Source organism: Streptomyces sp. NBC_01408 (genome assembly GCF_026340255.1).
GTDB lineage: Bacteria > Actinomycetota > Actinomycetes > Streptomycetales > Streptomycetaceae > Streptomyces.
Genome location: NZ_JAPEPJ010000001.1, coordinates 3396380 through 3415570, shown reverse-complemented (window position 1 = coordinate 3415570; position 19191 = coordinate 3396380). Strand labels below are relative to the sequence as shown.

At 72.9% G+C, this 19191-nt stretch carries 14 protein-coding genes; 4 read left to right on the top strand and 10 right to left on the bottom strand.

The genetic code is table 11. The annotated features are described in order from the left end of the window. Positions 1–96 precede the first annotated feature (96 nt). From OG447_RS15530 to rsmH, 10 genes are all read right to left on the bottom strand, one after another. Positions 97–780, bottom strand: coding sequence for a cell division protein FtsQ/DivIB (locus OG447_RS15530; RefSeq protein ID WP_266938892.1), 684 nt, complete (start codon positions 778–780; stop codon positions 97–99). Positions 781–974: 194 nt separating this feature from the next. Next, positions 975–2069 (bottom strand): undecaprenyldiphospho-muramoylpentapeptide beta-N-acetylglucosaminyltransferase, encoded by a 1095-nt coding sequence (murG, locus tag OG447_RS15525; RefSeq protein ID WP_266937093.1) that lies wholly within the window; start codon positions 2067–2069, stop codon positions 975–977. Between the two features lie 6 nt (positions 2070–2075). Beyond that, the gene (ftsW, locus tag OG447_RS15520; RefSeq protein ID WP_266937091.1) at positions 2076–3437 is read right to left on the bottom strand and encodes a putative lipid II flippase FtsW; all 1362 of its coding nucleotides are present in this window, start codon (positions 3435–3437) and stop codon (positions 2076–2078) included. 63 nt (positions 3438–3500) lie between these two features. Beyond that, positions 3501–4946: a UDP-N-acetylmuramoyl-L-alanine--D-glutamate ligase gene (murD, locus tag OG447_RS15515; protein ID WP_266937089.1), complete on the bottom strand. Its 1446-nt coding sequence runs from the start codon at positions 4944–4946 to the stop codon at positions 3501–3503. Next, positions 4928–5998: a phospho-N-acetylmuramoyl-pentapeptide-transferase gene (mraY, locus tag OG447_RS15510; RefSeq protein WP_266937088.1), complete on the bottom strand. Its 1071-nt coding sequence runs from the start codon at positions 5996–5998 to the stop codon at positions 4928–4930. The genes murD and mraY overlap by 19 nt, the downstream gene beginning before the upstream one ends. Next, positions 5995–7419, bottom strand: a complete 1425-nt coding sequence (gene murF, locus OG447_RS15505; protein WP_266937087.1) for a UDP-N-acetylmuramoyl-tripeptide--D-alanyl-D-alanine ligase — start codon at positions 7417–7419, stop codon at positions 5995–5997. Before murF ends, mraY begins: the two co-directional genes overlap by 4 nt. Continuing rightward, the gene (locus tag OG447_RS15500; protein WP_266937086.1) at positions 7416–9143 is read right to left on the bottom strand and encodes a UDP-N-acetylmuramoyl-L-alanyl-D-glutamate--2,6-diaminopimelate ligase; all 1728 of its coding nucleotides are present in this window, start codon (positions 9141–9143) and stop codon (positions 7416–7418) included. The genes murF and OG447_RS15500 overlap by 4 nt, the downstream gene beginning before the upstream one ends. Before the next feature lie 44 nt (positions 9144–9187). After that, positions 9188–11197, bottom strand: coding sequence for a penicillin-binding protein 2 (locus OG447_RS15495; RefSeq protein WP_266937085.1), 2010 nt, complete (start codon positions 11195–11197; stop codon positions 9188–9190). Positions 11198–11416: 219 nt separating this feature from the next. Further along, the gene (locus OG447_RS15490; RefSeq protein ID WP_266937084.1) at positions 11417–12079 is read right to left on the bottom strand and encodes a hypothetical protein; all 663 of its coding nucleotides are present in this window, start codon (positions 12077–12079) and stop codon (positions 11417–11419) included. Then, positions 12076–13035, bottom strand: coding sequence for a 16S rRNA (cytosine(1402)-N(4))-methyltransferase RsmH (rsmH, locus tag OG447_RS15485; protein WP_266937083.1), 960 nt, complete (start codon positions 13033–13035; stop codon positions 12076–12078). Before rsmH ends, OG447_RS15490 begins: the two co-directional genes overlap by 4 nt. 434 nt (positions 13036–13469) lie before the next feature. Between rsmH and OG447_RS15480 the strand changes: the two genes are divergently transcribed. The 4 genes from OG447_RS15480 to OG447_RS15465 all read left to right on the top strand — a co-directional run bounded on the left by OG447_RS15480 (position 13470) and on the right by OG447_RS15465 (position 18997). Further along, on the top strand, positions 13470–14021 hold the full coding sequence (locus tag OG447_RS15480; RefSeq protein WP_266937082.1) for a carbonic anhydrase: 552 nt from the start codon (positions 13470–13472) through the stop codon (positions 14019–14021). 139 nt (positions 14022–14160) lie between these two features. Continuing rightward, entirely contained in the window at positions 14161–15171 is a 1011-nt protein-coding gene (locus OG447_RS15475; protein WP_266937081.1) for a MoxR family ATPase, read from the top strand. Then, on the top strand, positions 15171–16577 hold the full coding sequence (locus tag OG447_RS15470) for a DUF58 domain-containing protein (RefSeq protein ID WP_266937080.1): 1407 nt from the start codon (positions 15171–15173) through the stop codon (positions 16575–16577). Before OG447_RS15475 ends, OG447_RS15470 begins: the two co-directional genes overlap by 1 nt. Continuing rightward, entirely contained in the window at positions 16574–18997 is a 2424-nt protein-coding gene (locus OG447_RS15465) for a DUF3488 and transglutaminase-like domain-containing protein (protein ID WP_266937079.1), read from the top strand. Before OG447_RS15470 ends, OG447_RS15465 begins: the two co-directional genes overlap by 4 nt. Positions 18998–19191: the final 194 nt, after the last annotated feature.

Below are 19191 nucleotides of genomic sequence, written 5' to 3'. Positions count from 1 at the left end.
GTTCAACGAACACGCCGAACCTCCCGTTTTTCTTTTCACCCTATGTGATCACCCGTATCGCTGGCCAACCAGGGTGCGTCGCTGTTCGACTCGACGTCAACTCCCGGACACCGCAGGGGCGGTGGGGACGCTCACGTCGAAGTGACCGGCCTTGGGCGCGGCCTTCAGCAGGGCGGTCAGCGCTCGGCCCTTCGCCTCACCCTGTTCGCCGCTCCCCCACCTCACGGTCCGGCCTCCGGTCAACTCCAGTACGACCGAATCGTACGAGCCCACCTTGACCTGCACGGTCTCCTTGGCGATCGGCTGCGGGAGGCCGCCGGCGACGGACACGGCCTCGTGCAGCAGCCGCTCTTCGTCGAAGCGGCGGGCGCTCGGGGACTGCACGGCGTCCAATTCGAGGACCGGAACACCCGCTGGCGCTTTCGCGACCGTGTCGAATCGCACACCCGAAGCGTCCACTTCTACGAAGTCGGCGCCCTTTCTGATGAGCAGTACGGGTTTGCGTTCCGTCACTTTCAGCCCGATTCCGTGCGGCCAGGCCCGCACCACATCGACCGAATCGATACGGGGCAGCCGTCCGCGGACCCGGCTCTCGATCTCGTCCGTGTCGACGGTCACGAGGGGTGCGCCGACCGGAACGGCCGCGGCGGCCAGGACCTGCTCGGGGTCGAGCACCTGGGTACCGGTAGCCGTGACCTTCTCGACGCGGAGCCAGGAGGAGCCGTAGAGGGCCCAGGTCCCCCCGGCGGCGAGGACCACGACGGCGGCGAGAGCGGCCAGGGCGGGGCCCCGGCGGAGGCGTCCGCCGGGGCCCCGCGGGCCGGATCTCCCGGGCTTGCCGGGCTCCTTGGGGGGCTGGGGAGGACCGGAGCCCTTCCGGGCGGACCGGCCGGGCCGATCGGAAGACGGTGTCCCGCGCTGTGCGGTCGTCGCTCCGGCCACTCCTGTGCCTCCTGCGTCTGTGCGTTCCCGCGTCAGCGGGCCCGGTGGGCCGCGATCGCCTCGTACACCATGCCGACCAGCAGTTCGTCGGCGTCCCGGCGGCCGAACTCACCGGCGGCGCGGGACATCTCGTACAGGCGGTGCGGATCGGACAGCACCGGGAGGACCTGGCTGAGCACCCACTCGGGCGTCAGTTCCGCGTCGTCCACCAGCAGACCGCCTCCGGCCTTGACCACCGGCTGGGCGTTGAGCCGCTGTTCGCCGTTGCCGATCGGCAGCGGGACGTAGGCGGCGGGAAGCCCGACGGCGGACAGTTCGGCGACGGTCATCGCGCCCGCGCGGCACAGCATCATGTCGGCGGCGGCGTACGCGAGATCCATCCGGTCCACGTACGGTACCGGCACATACGGCGGCATCCCGGGCATGTTGTCGACACGCGGCAGTTCGTTCTTCGGACCCACCGCGTGCAGGATCTGGATCCCGGAGCGCTGGAGGGTCGGAGCGATCTGCTGGATCGTCTCGTTGAGGCGGCGGGCGCCCTGCGAGCCGCCGGAGACCAGCAGCGTCGGCAGGTTCGGGTCCAGGCCGAAGGCGGCGCGCGCCTCGGGGCGGACCGCGGCCCGGTCGAGGGTGGAGATCGAGCGCCGCAGCGGGATGCCCACGTAGCGGGCCCCGCGCAGCTTGCTGTCGGGGGTGGAGACCGCGACGGCGTGCGCGTACCGGGAGCCGATCTTATTGGCCAGTCCGGGCCGGGCGTTGGCCTCGTGGACGATGATCGGCACCCCGAGCCGCTTGGCCGCGAGGTAGCCGGGCAGGGCCACGTAGCCGCCGAATCCGACGACGCAGTCGGCCTTGGTGCGGATGAGGATCTCCTCCGCGGCCTTGATCGTGCCGCGCAGCCGCCCGGGGACGGTGATCAGCTCCGGGGTCGGCTTGCGGGGCAGCGGCACTGCGGGGATCAGCCCGAGCTCGTAGCCGCGCTCCGGCACCAGGCGGGTTTCGAGTCCGCGCTCCGTGCCCAGGGCGGTGATGCCCACTGAAGGGTCCTGCCTGCGCAGGGCGTCCGCGAGGGCGAGCGCCGGCTCGATGTGGCCGGCGGTCCCCCCACCGGCGAGTACGACATGCACCGAAATTCACCGCTCTCCGGACGGACGCTTCTTGACGCGCCGTCTCATCGACTTCCATCTCACCACGGTCCGCTTCCAGCCGGTTTTCGGCTGACGCATCGCGAGGGCCGCGCGCGCGGCCGGCTCCTCCCGCGCGAAGGCGATGAGCAGTCCGACCGCGAACATGGTCGGCAGCAGGGCTGAACCTCCGTAGGAGAACAGCGGGAGCGGGACTCCGGCGATCGGCAGCAGGCCGAGCACCGCACCGATGTTGATCACGGCCTGCGCCGTGATCCAGGTGGTCACGCCTCCCGCGGCAAACCGTACGAAGGACTCCTCCGTGCGTCCGGCCACGCGGATACCCGCATAGCCTAGAGCCGCGAACAGGGCGAGCACCGACAGCGTCCCCGCCAGACCCAGTTCCTCCCCGGTGATGGCGAAGATGAAGTCGGTGTGGGCTTCGGGCAGTTGCCCCCATTTTTCCACGCTGGCACCCAAACCGGAACCAAACCATCCGCCGGAGGCGAGGGCATAGATTCCGTGGACGGCCTGCCAGCAGAGGTCGTTCTTGCCCGGCTGTGTCGCGCCGAGGCACTCCAGCCGGTCCATCCGGTGCGGGCTCGTCTTGATGAGCAGTGCGACGATCACACCCGCGAACGCCAGCACCCCCACGAACAGCCTCGTCGGCGCCCCGGCCAGCCACAGCAGGCCGAACAGGATGGCGCCGAGGATCATCGCGGTGCCCATGTCCCCGCCCAGCATGATCAGCCCGAGCAGCAGGAAGGCCACCGGGACCAGCGGCACCAGCAGGTGCTTCCACTGGCTCAGCAGCCCCTTGTCGCCCTTGCGCGCCAGCAGGTCGGCGCCCCACAGGATCAGGGCCAGTTTGCCGAACTCACTGGGCTGGAGCATGAACGGACCGCCAAGGGAGATCCAATTCTGGTTGCCGTTGATGGACACCCCTATCCCGGGGATCTGCACCAGGGCCATCAGGAAGAGGGTTCCCGCGAGCACCGGGTAGGAGAGCGCGCGGTGCAGTTTGACGGGCATCCGGGAGGCGATCAGCAGGAGTCCGGTGCCCAGCAGGGCGGCCAGGAACTGCTTCTTGAAGAAGTACGCGTCCCCCAGGCCGAGCTGGAGCGCCTTGATCATGGAGGCCGAGTAGACCATCACCAGGCCGAGCACGGTGATGAGCAGCGAGCTGCCGAAGATCAGGTAATACGCGGTGAGCGGACGGTCCCAGGCCTTGCGCAACTGCCGCTGCGTACGCCGCACCCGTGCCAGCGGCCCGCGCCCGGCGGGCCGCTTCACGTTCGCCACCGGGCGGCTGCGGCCCCTCGGCCTGACGGCGGACGGCCGCCGCCCCGGCAGCATTTGCTTGGCCGGCATCTGTGATCTTCCCCTCCACTCGTACGAGGCGAGCAGCCGAGCGGAGGGAACCGTTCCGGAGCCCTAGGCCTTGGCCGCGTCCGCAGCGCTCCCGGCGGCCAGTTCGCGCACCGCGTCGGCGAAAGCTTCCCCGCGCTTGTTGTAGTTCGCGAACATGTCCATCGAGGCACAGGCAGGCGCCAGCAGGACCGTGTCGCCGGGCTCGGCGAGCCGGGCCGCTTCCCGGACCGCCGCGAGCATCGCCCCAGTGTCGGTCCGGGCGAGGTCGGTGACCGGGACCTCGGGGGCGTGTCGCGCCAGCGCCTCGGCGATCAGCGCCCGGTCGGCACCGATCAGCACCACGCCGCGCAGCCGCTTCGCCGACTTCTGCACGAGCTCGTCGAAGGTGGCGCCCTTGGCGAGGCCTCCGGCGATCCACACGACCGGCTCGAAGGCCGCGAGCGAGGCCTCGGCGGCGTGCGTGTTGGTGGCCTTGGAGTCGTCGACGTAGCCGACCCCGTCCACCTCGTCCACGAACGCGACCCGGTGGGCGTCCGGGCGGAAGTTCCGCAGGCCGTCGCGGACCGCGCGCGGCGTCACGCCGAAGGCGCGCGCCAGGGCCGCGGCGGCGAGCGCGTTGGCGATGTTGTGCGGGGCGGGCGGGTTGACGTCCTTGACCTCGGCGAGCTCCTGGGCGTTCTTATGCCGGTTCTCCACGAAGGCCCGGTCGACGAGGATGCCGTCTACCACGCCGAGCATGGAGGGGCCGGGGGCGCCGAGGGTGAAGCCGATCGCCCGGCAGCCCTCTTCGACGTCGGCCCCCTCGACCAGCTTCTCGGTGGCCGGGTCGGCGACGTTGTAGACGCAGGCCACGGTGTTGCCCTCGTAGATCCGGCCCTTGTCGGCGGCGTACGCCTCCATCGAGCCGTGCCAGTCGAGGTGGTCCGGAGCGAGGTTGAGCACGACCGCGGAGTGGGCGCGCAGCGAGGGGGCCCAGTGCAGCTGGTAGCTGGAGAGTTCGACGGCGAGCACGTCGTACGCGCCCTCGTCGAGGACCACGTCGATGATCGGGGTGCCGATGTTGCCGACGGCCGCGGTCCGCAGGCCGGCGGCCTTCAGGATCGACGCCAGCATCTGGGTCGTGGTGGTCTTGCCGTTGGTGCCGGTGATGGCCAGCCACGGAGCGGCGTTCTCGCCGCGCAGCTGCCAGGCGATCTCCACGTCCCCGACCACCTCGACGCCCGCCGCCGCGGCGGCCGCGAAGAGCGGGCTGTCGGGCTTCCAGCCGGGCGAGGTGACCACCAGGTCGGTGCCCTCGGGGAGGGTTTCCGCGTCGGCGAGGCGTACGGAGATTCCCGGGCCGGCCAGTTCGGCGGCGCGGGCGCGGTGGCCCTCGCTGTCGCCGCCGTCGACCACGGTCACCGATGCGCCGAGGCCGGCCAGGGCGCGGGCGGCACTGATGCCGCTCACGCCGAGACCGGCGACGGTGATGTTCTTGCCCTGCCAGGAGGTCACTTGTCGGCTGCCCATCCCGCGTAGAAGAGACCGAGACCCACGATCACGCACATGCCCTGGATGATCCAGAAGCGGACCACCACAAGGACTTCGGACCACCCCTTGAGTTCGAAGTGGTGCTGGAGCGGCGCCATCCGGAAGACCCGCTTGCCGGTCATCTTGAAGGAGCCGACCTGGATGACGACCGACATGGTGATGAGGACGAAGAGACCGCCGAGGAGCGCCATCAGGAACTCCGTGCGGGAGCAGATCGCCAGACCGGCGAGCGCGCCGCCGAGGGCCAGCGAACCGGTGTCACCCATGAAGATCTTGGCGGGCGAGGTGTTCCACCACAGGAAGCCGAAGCAGGCACCCATCAGGGCGGAGGCTACGACCGCGAGGTCCAGCGGGTCGCGCACCTCGAAGCAGGCGGCCGGGTTGGTCAGGTCCTGGGCGTTCACGCAGGACTCCTGGTACTGCCAGACGCCGATGAAGGTGTAGGCACCGAAGACCATCACAGCGGCACCGGTGGCCAGGCCGTCCAGGCCGTCGGTCAGGTTCACGCCGTTGGACATGGCCAGGATCATGAACAGCGCCCAGACCACGAACAGCACCGGGCCGATCGACCAGCCGAAGTCCGTGACGAACGACAGCTTGGTGGAGGCCGGGGTCAGCCCGCGCGAGTCCTTGAACTGGAGCGCGAGCACCGCGAAGGCGATGCCGACGATCAGCTGGCCGGACATCTTGGCCTTGGCCCGCAGGCCCAGCGACCGCCGCTTGACGATCTTGATGTAGTCGTCCAGGTAACCGACCAGGCCCATGCCCGCCATCAGGAACAGCACGAGCAGACCGGAGAAGGTCGGTTCGCTGCCGGTGATGACCTTCGTCAGGGCGTACGCGATGAGCGTCGCCAGGATGAAGGAGATGCCGCCCATGGTGGGCGTGCCCTTCTTCCCGGCGTGGCCGCGCGGGCCGTCGTCGCGGATGAACTGGCCGTAGCCCTTGCGGGCCAGCAGCTTGATCAGCAGCGGGGTGCCGACGAGCGTGAGGAAGAGTCCGATGACTCCCGCGAACAGGATCTGCCTCATCGGTCGGCGACCTCGCCCTCGCGCTCCAGCAACGCAAGCGCGACCCGCTCCAGACCGATCGACCTCGAAGCCTTCACCAGCACGACGTCACCCGGGCGCAGTTCACTGCGCAACAGGTCGACCGCCGCTTGCGCGTCGGACACGACCACCGACTCCTCACCCCACGAACCCTCGTTATATGCGCCCAGTTGCAGCCAGGACGCTTCCCTGCCCCCGACTGCGACGAGCTTGCTCACGTTGAGCCGGACGGCAAGCCGTCCCACCGCGTCGTGCTCGGCGAGTGATGCGTCACCGAGTTCGGCCATGGGGCCGAGCACCGCCCACGTACGTCCCCCGTTCGCCCTGGCGGCGCCGCCCATCGCGGCAAGTGCGCGCAGTGCGGCCCGCATGGACTCGGGATTCGCGTTGTAGGCGTCGTTGACGATCGTCACGCCGTCCGCCCGCTCGGTGACCTCCATCCGCCACCGCGACAGGGTGCCCGCCCCGGAGAGCGCGGTGGCGATCTCCGATGCGGACATGCCCAGTACATGGGCGACGGCGGCCGCGGCGAGCGCGTTCGACACGTGGTGCTCACCGTACAGCCGCAAGGTCACATCGCTGCACCCGGCCGGTGTGTGGAGTGTGAAGGAGGGCTGTCCCCCCGGCGTCATCCGCACCTCGGTGGCCCGTACGTCGGCGTCCTCGGCCTCTCCGAAGAGGACCGTACGGGCCTTCGTACGCCCGGCCATCGCCCGCACCAGCGGGTCGTCGGCGTTGAGGACGGCGACTCCGCCCTCGGACGCAGCCGGCAGGGCCTCGACCAGTTCCCCCTTGGCCTGGGCGATCTGCTCGCGGCCGCCGAACTCGCCGATGTGGGCAGTCCCGACGTTGAGGACGAGGCCGATGCGCGGCGGGGTCAGGCCGGTCAGGTACGCGATGTGGCCGATCCCGCGGGCCCCCATCTCCAGTACCAGGTGGCGGGTTTCCGCGGTGGCCTGGAGGGCGGTGAGCGGCAGGCCGATCTCGTTGTTGAGGGAGCCGGGGGTCCACACGGTGGGCGCGTGGGCCTGGAGCACCTGCGCGATGAGGTCCTTGGTGGAGGTCTTCCCGGCGGACCCGGTCAGGGCCACCACGTCGGTGCCGAGGCGCTCGACGACGGCCCGGGCGAGGGCGCCGAGCGCCTTCTCGACATCGGGGACGACGACGGCGGGTACGCCGACCGGCCGGGCCGCGAGGACGGCCGCGGCGCCGGCGGCTACCGCGCGCTCCGCGTAGTCGTGGCCGTCGACGTGCTCGCCGTCGAAGGCGGCGAAGAGGCTGCCGGCCTCCACCTTGCGGGAGTCGATGACGACGGGCCCGCTGATCCGCACCGACGGATCCGGTATGTCATGGGGCCGCCCGCCGGTGATGTCGGCGATCTCGGCGAGGGAAAGGTCGATCACTGGTTCACCTCGGCCTGTCGGTCCTGCTCGGGGGACGCGGCCTGCTCGGCCCGCTGCCGCCGTTCGATCGCGGCGCGGAGCACCCGGCGGTCGTCGAAGGGCCGTACGACACCCGCGGTGTCCTGGCCCTGCTCGTGGCCCTTGCCCGCCACCAGCACGGTGTCGCCGGGCTCGGCGCGCGCGACGGCCGCGGCGATGGCCGCCGCCCGGTCGGCGTCCACGAGGACGGTGCCCCGCTCGGCGGGCGGTACGGACACGGCGCCTTCGAACATCGCGGCGAGGATCGCGAGCGGGTCCTCGGAGCGCGGGTTGTCGGAGGTCAGCACGGCGAAGTCGGCGAACCGGGCGGCCGCGGCACCCATCGGGGCGCGCTTGGTGGTGTCGCGGTCGCCGCCGCAGCCGAGCACGATGTGCAGCTTGCCGGTGGTGACCTCGCGCAGCGCGCGCAGGACCGATTCGACGGCGTCCGTCTTGTGGGCGTAGTCCACGACGGCGAGGTACGGCTGTCCCGCGTCCACCCGCTCCAGCCGGCCGGGGACCCCGGGGACCGCGGCGACGCCGTCGGCGGCGGTCTGCGGGTCGAGGCCGGCCGCGGCGAGCGTGACGATCGCGGCGACGGTGTTGGCGACGTTGAACGGGCCGGGCAGCGGGGCGGTGGCCGGGACCCGCCGCCCGTCCGGGCCCAGCAGGGTCAGCGTGGAGTCCATGTGCCCGAAGACCACGTCCTCGGCGCGCCAGTCGGCGGCCGGGTCACCGGCGGCGGAGAAGGTGACGACCGGGATCGTCGCCTCCTTGGCGAGGCGGCGGCCGTACTCGTCGTCGATGTTGACCACTCCGAGGCGGGCGCGGCGCTCGGTGAAGAGCTGCGCCTTGGCCTGGAAGTAGTCCTCCATGTCGGAGTGGAACTCCATGTGTTCCGGGCTCAGGTTGTTGAAGACGGCGACGTCGAAGACGCAGCCGTCGACCCGGCCGAGGACCAGGGCGTGGCTGGAGACCTCCATGGCGACGGCCTCGACCCCGCGTTCGCGCATGACCGCGAAGAGGGCCTGGAGGTCGGTGGCCTCGGGGGTGGTGCGCTCGGACTTGATGCGTTCGTCGCCGACGCGCATCTCGACGGTGCCGATCAGCCCGGTGTGGCGTCCCGCCGCGCGCAGTCCGCCTTCGACGAGGTACGCGGTGGTGGTCTTGCCGGAGGTGCCGGTGATGCCGATCTGGAGCAGGCCCTCGCCGGGGCGGCCGTAGATGGCGGCGGCGAGCTCTCCCATCCGGCCGCGCGGGTCGGCGACGGCCAGCACCGGAAGCCCGGTCGCGGCCGCGCGTGCGGCGCCCGCGGGGTCGGTCAGTACGGCCGCGGCGCCGAGGGCGGCCGCCTGGGCCGCGAAGTCGGCGCCGTGCAGCTTGGCGCCGGGCAGGGCCGCGTAGAGGTCACCGGGGCGGACCGCACGGGAGTCGTGCGTGATGCCGGAGATCTGCGGGCCCGACGGGCCGCCGGCGGCTTCGAGGTCCACCAGGGCCGCGAGCTCGGGCAGCGGAATCGGTCGCACGGACACAGGGCGCGGCGGTCCCGGCGGCGCTGCCGGGGCGTCCGTCTGGGTGGTTCTGGGCTGATCAGCGTGGGGCACGGCGGTGAGCGTACCGGGCGCGGCGGGCCGCTCGCGAAGTGAGGGCCCGGTCTCGGCGCCGGTGCCCGATTGGTTCCCCGGTTCCGGGGTGATCGTTGTCACTGATGGTGCCTCACGCATTTCTTGCGGGCCGGCCGGGCCGTGGATCACGGACCGGACTGCGGAGTGGGCTGCGGGCCGGGTTGCGGGCCGGGGTCGAAGGCGACCGGGAGCCCGGCGGGGGCGGTTCCGGTGGGGGCGATCTGGAGGGTCTTGAGCGCGAACTCCATGACCTTCTTGTAGATGGGACCGCAGATCTGGCCGCCGAAGTAGCTGCCCTTCGTCGGGTTCTGGATCGCGCAGTAGACGGTGATCCGCGGGTTGTCGGCGGGCGCGAAGCCGGCGAAGGAGGCGGTGTAGCCCTTGTAGCGGCCGGTGGCCGGATCCACCCGGTTGGAGGTGCCGGTCTTGCCGCCGACCCGGTAGCCGGGGATCCGCGCCTTGGTACCGGTGCCCTCCTGGTCGTCGACGACCGATTCGAGCATCGCGGCGAGGGTCCTGGCGGTCTCCTGGCTGACCACGCGGTTCTGCTCGGGCGCCGGGGCCGGGGTGAACCGGCCGTCGGGGCCCTTGGTGCCGCGGACCAGGGTCGGTTCGATGCGGACCCCGCCGTTGGCGACGGTCGAGTACACGGAGGCCGCCTGCATGGCGTTGAGGGACATGCCCTGGCCGAAAGGAATCGTGTACTGCTGGGAGGTGGACCAGTCCCCGGGCTCGGCCAGGATGCCCCGGGACTCGCCGGGGTAGTTCAGGCCGGTGGGCCGCCCCATGCCGAACTTGGTCAGGTAGGAGTGCAGGACCTTGTTGGCCTCGGGCTGGGTGGGCCCGAGCTGGCCGGTGGCCAGGATGGTGCCGATGTTGGAGGACTTGGCGAGGACCCCGTTGAGGGTCAGGTACCAGGTCGGGTGGTCGATGTCGTCCTTGAACAGCCGGTCGCCGCGGTGCAGCCGGTTGGGGACCTCGACGTGGGTCTCCGGCGTGGCCTTCTTCTCCTCCAGTACGGCGGCCATCGACATCACCTTGGCGGTGGAGCCGGGCTCGTACACGTCCTGGAGGGCGGCGTTGCCCATGGCGGCGGAGCGGGCGCGGGTCAGGTCGTTGGGGTCGAAGCCGGGGGCGTTGGCCATGGCCAGCACCTCGCCGGTACGGGTGTCCTGGACGATGACGTAGCCGCGGTCGGCCTCGGACTTCTGGACCTGCTCCGCGATGGCGCTCTGCGCCGCCCACTGGATGTCGCGGTCGATGGTCAGCTCGATGTCGTCGCCGGGCACGGCGGGCGTCTCGTCAGAGCCCGCGGTGGGGACCCGGCGGCCGCCCGACTGCGCGTACGTGACCTTGCCGTCCTTGCCGGAGAGCTTCTTGTCGAGGGAGGACTCCAGGCCGCCGGCGCCCTTGCCCTCGGCGTTCACGTAACCCAGTATCCCGGCGGCGAGGTCGCCGCCCGGGTACACGCGCTTGCTGCTGACCTCGTTGAACACCCCGGCCAGGACGTTGGCGCCGGGGCCGTTGTTCTTCTTGTCGGCGGCCGCCTTGTCCGCGAAGACCCGCTTGAGGTCCTTGATCTGGTTCCAGACCTGGGGGGTCTGGCGCTGGGCGAGGACGACGTACCGGGTGTTCTTCGTCTTCAGCCGGTCGGCGATGTCCTTGGCGTCCCTGCCGAGGATCGGCGCGAGGAGGGCCGCGGCCTGCTCGGGGGCGTCCGGGGCCTTGCTGTCCTGCGGGGTGAACATCTTCGGGTCGGCGGTGATGTCGTACGCGTCCACGCTGGTGGCCAGGGCCACGCCCTTGCGGTCGGTGATCTCACCGCGCTCGGCGGCCAGCTTGGCGCTGGTGTAGCGGTTCTTCGAGGCCTCGGCGGAGAACGCCCGGGCGTCGACCGCCTGGACCTGGAGCAGGCGGACCACGAAGGCGAGCATGACGAGGGTCAGGCCGACGCTGACGAGGCGCAGCCGGGGCCGGGGGCTGCCGAGCCGGATGGTGTGGGGTGTGCGCGGTGCGGCGGGCCGCCGCCGGCCGGGCCGGGCCGCGGGGCGCGCCGCGCCGGCGGCCCTGGCGCGCTCCCCGGGTCTCGGCCGTCCGGGCCCGGGCACCCGCCGCCGCGGCTCCTGCGCGCTCACGCGCCCACCGCCGGGGCTCCGCCGGTGCTGCGCCGCCCCGCGAGCGGCCCCGGGCTGCGCCCGGGCCTGCCGGGGCTCCGCCCCGGACCCCGCGCCTCAAACGCCGGCGGGGCTGGATTTTCCAGCCCGCCCGGGGAGCGGTGGAAGGGCTGGGTGGGGAAGGGCCCCGCAGGGCTGCGGTCCGCCACCGCGGAACCGTCGGCGGTCGAGGTCACGACGTCACCTGCCTGGGCTGGGGGTGGGCTGCTGCGAGGGTGAGGACGGCGGTTGCGGCCCGCCCGGCGAGGGGGCGGTGCCCGCCGGGGGCTGGCCGGGTGCGGGGTCGGACGCGGGCGCGGACGCAGGGGCCGATGCCGGGGCGGAGGCCGCGGGCGGCGTTGCCACCGGCTGGGCCGGCGGCGTGGAGGGCGGGGGCGGGGGCTCGGCCACCGAGGCGGCGCCGCTGATCTTGCCGTCCGGGCCGAGGAAGACGGGGCTGCCGCCCGGGACCAGGCCCAGCTCGTGGGCCCGCCGCTGGAGCGCGTCGGGGGCCGAGTAGCCGTCCACGTCGCGCTGGAGCGCCTGCTCCTCGTCGGTGAGCGCGGTGGTCTCCTTCTTCAGCTTGCTCAGCTGGAACGAGCCCTCGTTCAGCGCCGAGTTCAGCAGCAGCAGGCTGATCAGGCCGCCGGCGAGCAGGGCCACGACCAGCAGGACGAAGGGCATCCGCGCCGCCTGCCCGGCGGAGCCGCCCGGGCGCGCGGACCCGCCGGACCCGCCGGGGCGGCTCGGACGGCCCGGACGGCTGCCGAGCGCCCGGCCGAGGCGGGCCGCCTGTCCGCGCGTCAGCGTGGCGACCTTCCCGGCCTTGCCGGCGCCGCCTCCCCCGCCGCCCCCGGCGGTCACAGGTGCGCCTCCCGGATGCGTTCGACCCCGCGGAACCTGGCCGGGGCGGCCCGCCGGTTCTCGGCGATCTCCTCCTCGGTGGGCAGTTCCGCGCCCCGCGTCAGCAGCTTCAGCTTGGGCTGGTACTTCTCCGGCACCACCGGCAGTCCCGGCGGCGCCGTGGAGGCCGCGCCCGCCGCGAAGACCTGCTTGACCAGGCGGTCCTCCAGCGAGTGGTACGAGAGCACGGCGATCCGGCCGCCCACCGCGATCCGGTCCACCGCCGCCGGGATGGCCTTCTCCAGCCCCGACAGCTCGCCGTTGACCTCGATCCGCAGGGCCTGGAAGGTCCGCTTGGCGGGGTTGCCGCCGGTCCGCTTGGCGGCCTGCGGCAGGGAGTCGCGGATCAGCTCGACGAGCCGGGCGCTGTTGGTGAAGGGCTCCTTCTCCCGCTCCCGGACGACCGCGGACACGATCCGCTTGGCCTGCTTCTCCTCGCCGTACTGGCGCAGGATCCGGACGAGCTCGCCCGGCGCGTAGGTGTTGAGCACCTCGGCGGCGCTGATGCCCGTCGTCTGGTCCATCCGCATGTCCAGCGGCGCGTCCTGCGCGTAGGCGAAGCCGCGGTCGGCCTCGTCCAGCTGCATGGAGGAGACCCCGAGGTCGAAGAGGATGCCCTGGACGGCCGGGATGCCCAGCCCGTCGAGCACCTCGGCCAGGTCGGCGTAGATCGCGTGGACCAGGGTGGCCCGGTCGCCGAAGGGCGCAAGCCGCTCACCGGAGAGCCGCAGGGCCTCCTTGTCGCGGTCGAGGCCGATCAGGCGCGCCTCGGGGAACCGGGTCAGCAGGGCCTCGCTGTGGCCGCCGAGGCCGAGGGTGCAGTCGACGACGACGGCCCCGGGCCTCTCCAGCGCCGGGGCCAACAGGTCCAGGCACCGCTGGAGCATCACCGGGACGTGTCGGGACTCGCTAGTCAAAGCGCCCTCTCAGATAACGGCGCGGCAGGCGTACGCACCGCCCGGTCCCCGCCCTGCCCCGGTTGTCGCGGGGAGGTGCCCCGGAAGGGGGACCGGTCCGCCGGCGCCGGGAAGGTGGCGCCGGCCGGCCGGTGAGCGGAAGATGGCCGGGCCGTACGTACGCGCCGCGCACGCGGAGTGTTCATCGGGGGCCGGGCGGCCGGTCAGGGCCGGGCTCCGGCCGGTTCGCGTCACTTTAGTGCAACGGTCGCCGCGGTCAACGAACCGCCCCGCGCGCCGCCGCCGGCTCTCGCCCGGAACCGGCAGATGCCGCGAATCACCCGGAAGGCCGCCCCCGCCCACCCCTGTGGGTTAGCTCACAACATGACTTGTTGACGCTCTTTGTCCATCCTCACGCGAGGCCTTTACCAGCTGTGACCACTACCGTCGTACCCATGACGACTTCCGCATCCCTGCCTGCCGCGTCCACGCCCGGGGCACCCGGCGGCGGCTCCGTCACCGACCGCCTGGTCGAGGCGAACCGCGCCTATGCCTCGGAATTCACCGATCCGGGCATGGACGCCCGCCCGGTGCTGCACGTGGCCGTGGTGGCGTGCATGGACGCCCGCCTCGACCTGCACGCCGCCCTCGGCCTCGAACTCGGCGACTGCCACACCATCCGCAACGCGGGCGGCGTGGTCACCGACGACACCATCCGCTCGCTCACCATCAGCCAGCGTGCCCTGGGCACCCGCGCGGTCATACTCATCCACCACACCGGCTGCGGTCTCGAAACCCTGACCGAGGACTTCCGGCACGAGCTGGAGGACGAGGTCGGCCAGCGCCCCGCCTGGGCCGTCGAGGCCTTCCGGGACGTGGACCAGGACGTCCGCCAGTCCATGCAGCGGGTTCGTACGAACCCCTTCCTGCCGCACAAGGACGATGTGCGAGGCTTCGTCTTCGACGTGCACACCGGACTCCTGCGGGAGATCGATCCCAGCTCCTGAGTGACACAAGGCCGTAAAGCCGTCAACAATGCGGGGTGACACCCCCTGGGAACCCCCTGGGGCCGGTGTCCGTGTTTTCGGGGTGGGCCGGTCATGCGCCAAGGGCGTCGGCCCTGAAGCTAGGGCCGAGGAGAACCAGGTGACCACGTACGACGACCGAGCGAGCCTCGCGGATCTGACCAGCACGGCGGAGCGGGTGCGCCACTCGGTCGAGAGCGTGATCGAGGGCAAGCCCGAGGTCGTGCGCCTCGCGCTGACCGTGCTGCTCGCCGAGGGGCACCTGCTGATCGAGGACGTCCCGGGCGTCGGCAAGACCATGCTCGCCAAGACCCTCGCGAAGTCCATCGACTGCTCGGTGCAGCGCATCCAGTTCACCCCGGACCTGCTGCCCTCGGACATCACCGGCGTCAGCATCTACGACCAGCAGCGCCGCGAGTTCGAGTTCAAGCCGGGCGCGATCTTTGCGCAGATCGTCATCGGCGACGAGATCAACCGTGCCTCCCCCAAGACCCAGTCCGCGCTGCTGGAGTCGATGGAGGAGCGCCAGGTCACCATCGACGGCACCACCTACGCGCTGCCCAGCCCGTTCATGGTCGTCGCCACCCAGAACCCGGTGGAGATGGAGGGCACCTACCCGCTGCCCGAGGCCCAGCGCGACCGCTTCATGGCCCGCGTCTCCGTCGGCTACCCCAGCCCCGAGGCCGAGCTCCAGATGCTCGACGTGCACGGCGGGCTGTCCCCGCTCGACGACCTGACGGCCGTCGCGCACGCCCACGACATCGTCAAGCTCATCGAGGCCGTGCGCGAGGTGTACGTGGCCGAGCCGGTCCGGCGCTACGTCGTCGACCTGGTCTCCGCCACCCGCAGCCACCCGGACCTGCGCCTGGGCGCCTCGCCCCGCGCCACCCTGCACCTGCTGCGCGCCGTGAAGGCCTCCGCCGCGCTGTCCGGCCGCGAGTACGTGCTGCCCGACGACGTCCAGGCGCTGGCCGGACCCGTCCTCGCGCACCGGCTGCTGCCCACCGCGCAGGCCCAGCTGAACCGGCGCAGCGCCGAACAGGTCGTCCACGACATCCTCCAGCGCACCCCCGTCCCCGCCGCGCACGTCCGCGGCGAGATGCCGCCCGGCGCGGGCATCCGGGGCTTCTGATGAGCGCCGGTGCCCCGAGCGGCGCCGGTGGCCGGCCTGACGGCGGCGGGGCCGACCGCGGCCAGGACGCCGGCGGGCTGCGCGCCTCGCTGTCCGGACTGACCACCCGCGGCCGCTCGTTCCTGGCCGCCGGGATCGCCGCCGCCGGCTGCGCGTACGTCCTGGGGCAGGGCGAACTGCTCCGGGTCGGGCTGCTGCTCGCCCTGCTGCCGCTGATCTGCGTCTACGCCCTGCACCGCACCCGGTACCGGGTCTCCGGCAGCCGCCGGCTCACCCCGGGGCGGGTGCCCGCGGGCGCCGAGGCCCGGGTGCAGCTGCGGATGGACAACGTCTCCCGGCTACCCACCGGTCTGCTGATGCTCCAGGACCGGGTGCCCTACGTCCTCGGGCCGCGGCCCCGCTTCGTGCTGGACCGCGTCGAGCCCGGCGGGCGCCGCGAGGTGTCCTACCGGGTCCGCTCCGACCTGCGCGGCCGCTTTCCGCTGGGCCCGCTCCAGCTGCGGCTGACCGACCCCTTCGGGCTGGTCGAGCTGACGCGCTCGTTCAGCGCCTACGACACCCTCACCGTCATCCCGCGCACCGAGCCGCTGCCGCCGGTCCGGCTGACGGGCGAGTCCTCCGGCTACGGCGACGGCAGCCGCCGCTCGCTGGCCCTGGCCGGCGACGACGACGTGATCCCCCGCGGCTACCGGCGCGGCGACGACCTGCGCCGGGTGCACTGGCGCTCCACCGCCCGCTACGGCGAGCTGATGGTGCGCCGCGAGGAGCAGCCGCAGCGCAGCCGGGCGACCGTGCTGCTGGACACCCGCCGCCTCGCCTTCGAGGGCGCGGGCCCGGACTCCGCCTTCGAGTGGGCCGTGTCGGGGGCCGCCTCCACGCTGGTGCACCTCCTCGAACAGGGCTTCGCGGTGCGGCTGCTGACGGACACCGGGGACTCGGTGCCCGGCGGCGCCGGCGGCATCGACGGCTACAGCTCGTCCGGCGGGCAGGACTCCGCTGCCGCCGCCGGGCTGATGATGGACACCCTCGCGGTCGTCGGCCACTCCGACGGCGCCGGGCTCTCGCGGGCCTACGACGCGCTGCGCGGCGGCGGCGGCTTCGGCGGAGCCGGGGGTGACGGGCTCCTCATCGCCTTCTTCGGCGATCTGGACGACGTACAGACCGAGCTGGCGGCCAAGCTGCGCCAGCGTTCCGCGGGTGCGGTGGCCTTCGTACTGGATTCCGCGGCCTGGGCCGGGCCGTCCGCGCGGGCGCAGGCCCTGCCCCCGCTCGACGAGCGGCTGCGCAGGCTGCGCGACGCGGGCTGGACGGCGCTGGCCGCTCCGCCCGGGGTGGTTTTCGGCGAGCTGTGGAGACAAGCCGGGTCCGCTCCGCTCGGCACGGGTACTTCCGGAGGACTGCGATGAGCGGGCGGGCGAGACTGACGCTGTTCGCGTTGCTGGCGACGCTGCTGACCGCCTGGTCGCTGGTCCCGCTCGTGGAGTCGGCCGGCTGGCTGCTCCAGGCGGCGCTGCTGCTGGGCGTGCAGAGCGCGGTGGGGGCCGGGGCCCGGCGGGTGCCGCTGGCGCGGTCGCTGACCGTGGCGGCCCAGCTGCTGGTGTCGCTGCTGCTGCTCGCGTTCGTGTTCGGCGGGAAGGCCGGTTCCCCGGGGGCCGGCCCGGTGGCGTACCTGGTGACGGACGTCGGTGCGCTGTTCCAGCAGGGCGTCCGGGACGTGGGCGAGTACGCGATCCCGGCCCCGCTGACGGACGGCATCCGGCTGCTGCTGGTGTCCGGGGTGCTGCTGATTGGGCTGCTGGTGGACACGCTGGCGGTGACCGTGCGGACGGCCGCCGCGGCCGGTCTGCCGCTGCTCGCGCTGTACTCGGTTGCCGCGGGACTGTCGGGCGGCGGGGAGGCCTCCTGGGTCTCCTTCCTGCTGGCGGGCTGCGGTTACCTGATGATGCTGCTGGCCGAGGGCCGGGACCGGCTGGCCCAGTGGGGCCGGGTCTTCGGCGCGGGCCCGCGGGAGCGCGGCCCGTCCTCCTCGGGCCTCAGCGCCACCGGCGCGCACGCGACGGCCCCGGTGCGGACCGGGCGGCGGATCGGCGTGGTGGCGCTGGGCCTGGCACTGGTGGTGCCGGCTGCGCTGCCCGCGCTCGGCGGCGGCATGCTGGGCGGGCAGGGCGACGGCGAGGGCGGCAGCGGGGTGGGCGGGACGATCTCCGCGGTCAACCCGCTGGTCTCCCTGCAGAGCAACCTGAACGCGCAGGACAACCGGGTGGTGCTCAAGTACCGGACGGACAGCCCGCAGCAGAGCGAGCAGTACCTGCGGATCCTGGCGCTGGACGAGTTCAACGGGGTCAAGTGGGAGGCCTCCGGGCGGGCGCTCGCCGACGTGCCGGCGCGGCTGCCCACCCCGCCCGGCCTCGGCGACCAGATCCGCGGGACCGCGACCGAGGTGTCGACCAACGTGTCGGCGGCGGACGGCTACACCCAGCGCTACCTGCCCATGCCGTACCCGGCGACGGCCGTGGACATCGGCGGGAAGTGGCGCTTCGAACCGGCCGGCCGGACCCTGGTCGGGGACCAGCTCGGCAAGGACCGCTTCCAGAACGTCCAGGGCGCGCAGTACCGGGTGCGGAGCCTGCTGCTCCAGCCGACGGCCGTGCAGCTGCAGAACGCTCCGGAGCCCAACGCCGCCGTACGGGCGGAGTACACGAAGCTGCCGGACAACCTGCCGTCGGTGGTCGCCGACACGGCCCGCAAGGTGACGCAGGGCGCGAAGGACGACTACACGCGGGCCGTGAAGCTCCAGGACTTCTTCGCCGTGAATGGCGGATTCCGCTACGACACGAAGACGGACTCGGGCACCGGTCCGGACGCGGTCGCCCGGTTCCTCGCCGACAAGGAGGGCTTCTGCGTCCACTTCGCGTTCTCCATGGCGGCGATGTCCCGTTCGCTGGGCATCCCGGCGCGGGTGGCGGTGGGCTTCACCCCCGGCGAGAAGCAGTCGGACGGCACGGTGAACGTGTCGATGCGCGATGCGCACGCCTGGCCGGAGCTGTACTTCGAGGGCGTGGGCTGGACCCGGTTCGAGCCGACGCCCCGCGCGGGCATCTCGGTGCCGGGCTACACCCGGCCCCAGGCGCCGGCGGCCCAGCCGTCCGCCCCGGCCCCGCTGCCCTCGCAGAGCGGCGCCGTCCAGCCTTCGGCGGCGCCCTCGCAGAGCGAGGACTGCCCGCCGGAGCAGAAGAAGCTCGGCGAGTGCGGTGGACCTGCGCTGACGCAGGACGCCGCGTCCGGGGGCGGCGGGCCCTCGCTGACGGCCGTCCTCGGCTGGACCGCCGCCGCGTTGGCGGTAGTGGGCGTTCCGCTGCTGCCGCTGCTGTGGCGGACCCGGGTGCGCAAGCGCCGGCTGGCGGCCGGGGAGGTGACGCCGGCCTGGCTGGAGCTGGGTGACGCGGCCTGGGACGTGGGCATCGCCCCGGACGAGGCACTGTCCCCGCGCCGGGCGGCGACCCGCGTCGTGGAACTGGGCCGGCTGGAGGCGGACGCCGCCGCGGCCGTCCACCGGATCACGGCCGCCCTGGAGCGGACGCTGTACGCCCCGGCGGGCACGGAGGTCTCGTACCCGGAGCTGGCCGAGGACGTGCTGGCGGCTCGCGCGGGCCTGCTGGCCGCGGTGAGCCGTGGTAGGCGGCTGCGCGCCCTGCTGCTGCCGCGTTCGGCGGTGCGCGTCTCGTGGGCCGTGTCGGCCCGCTGGTCGGGCGTGGCCTCGGTGGTCTCGGCCCGGCTGGCCGCCGTACGGCTGCGGCTGCGGCTTCCGCTGCGGGGCCGCGGCTGACGGGGACGGGCGTACGGGCGGTGTACGGGCCGTAGGGCCGGTACCGCCCGTGAACGCGACGGTGCGGCGAGGCTCGATCCCCCCGAGCCCCGCCGCACCGTCGTTCTGCGTCACCGGGTCCCCCGTGCTCCCGTCCCGGTTCCGGGAGGAGGTACCCGGTCCGCTCCGCAGCCCCGTGTCTGCGGTGCGGACCG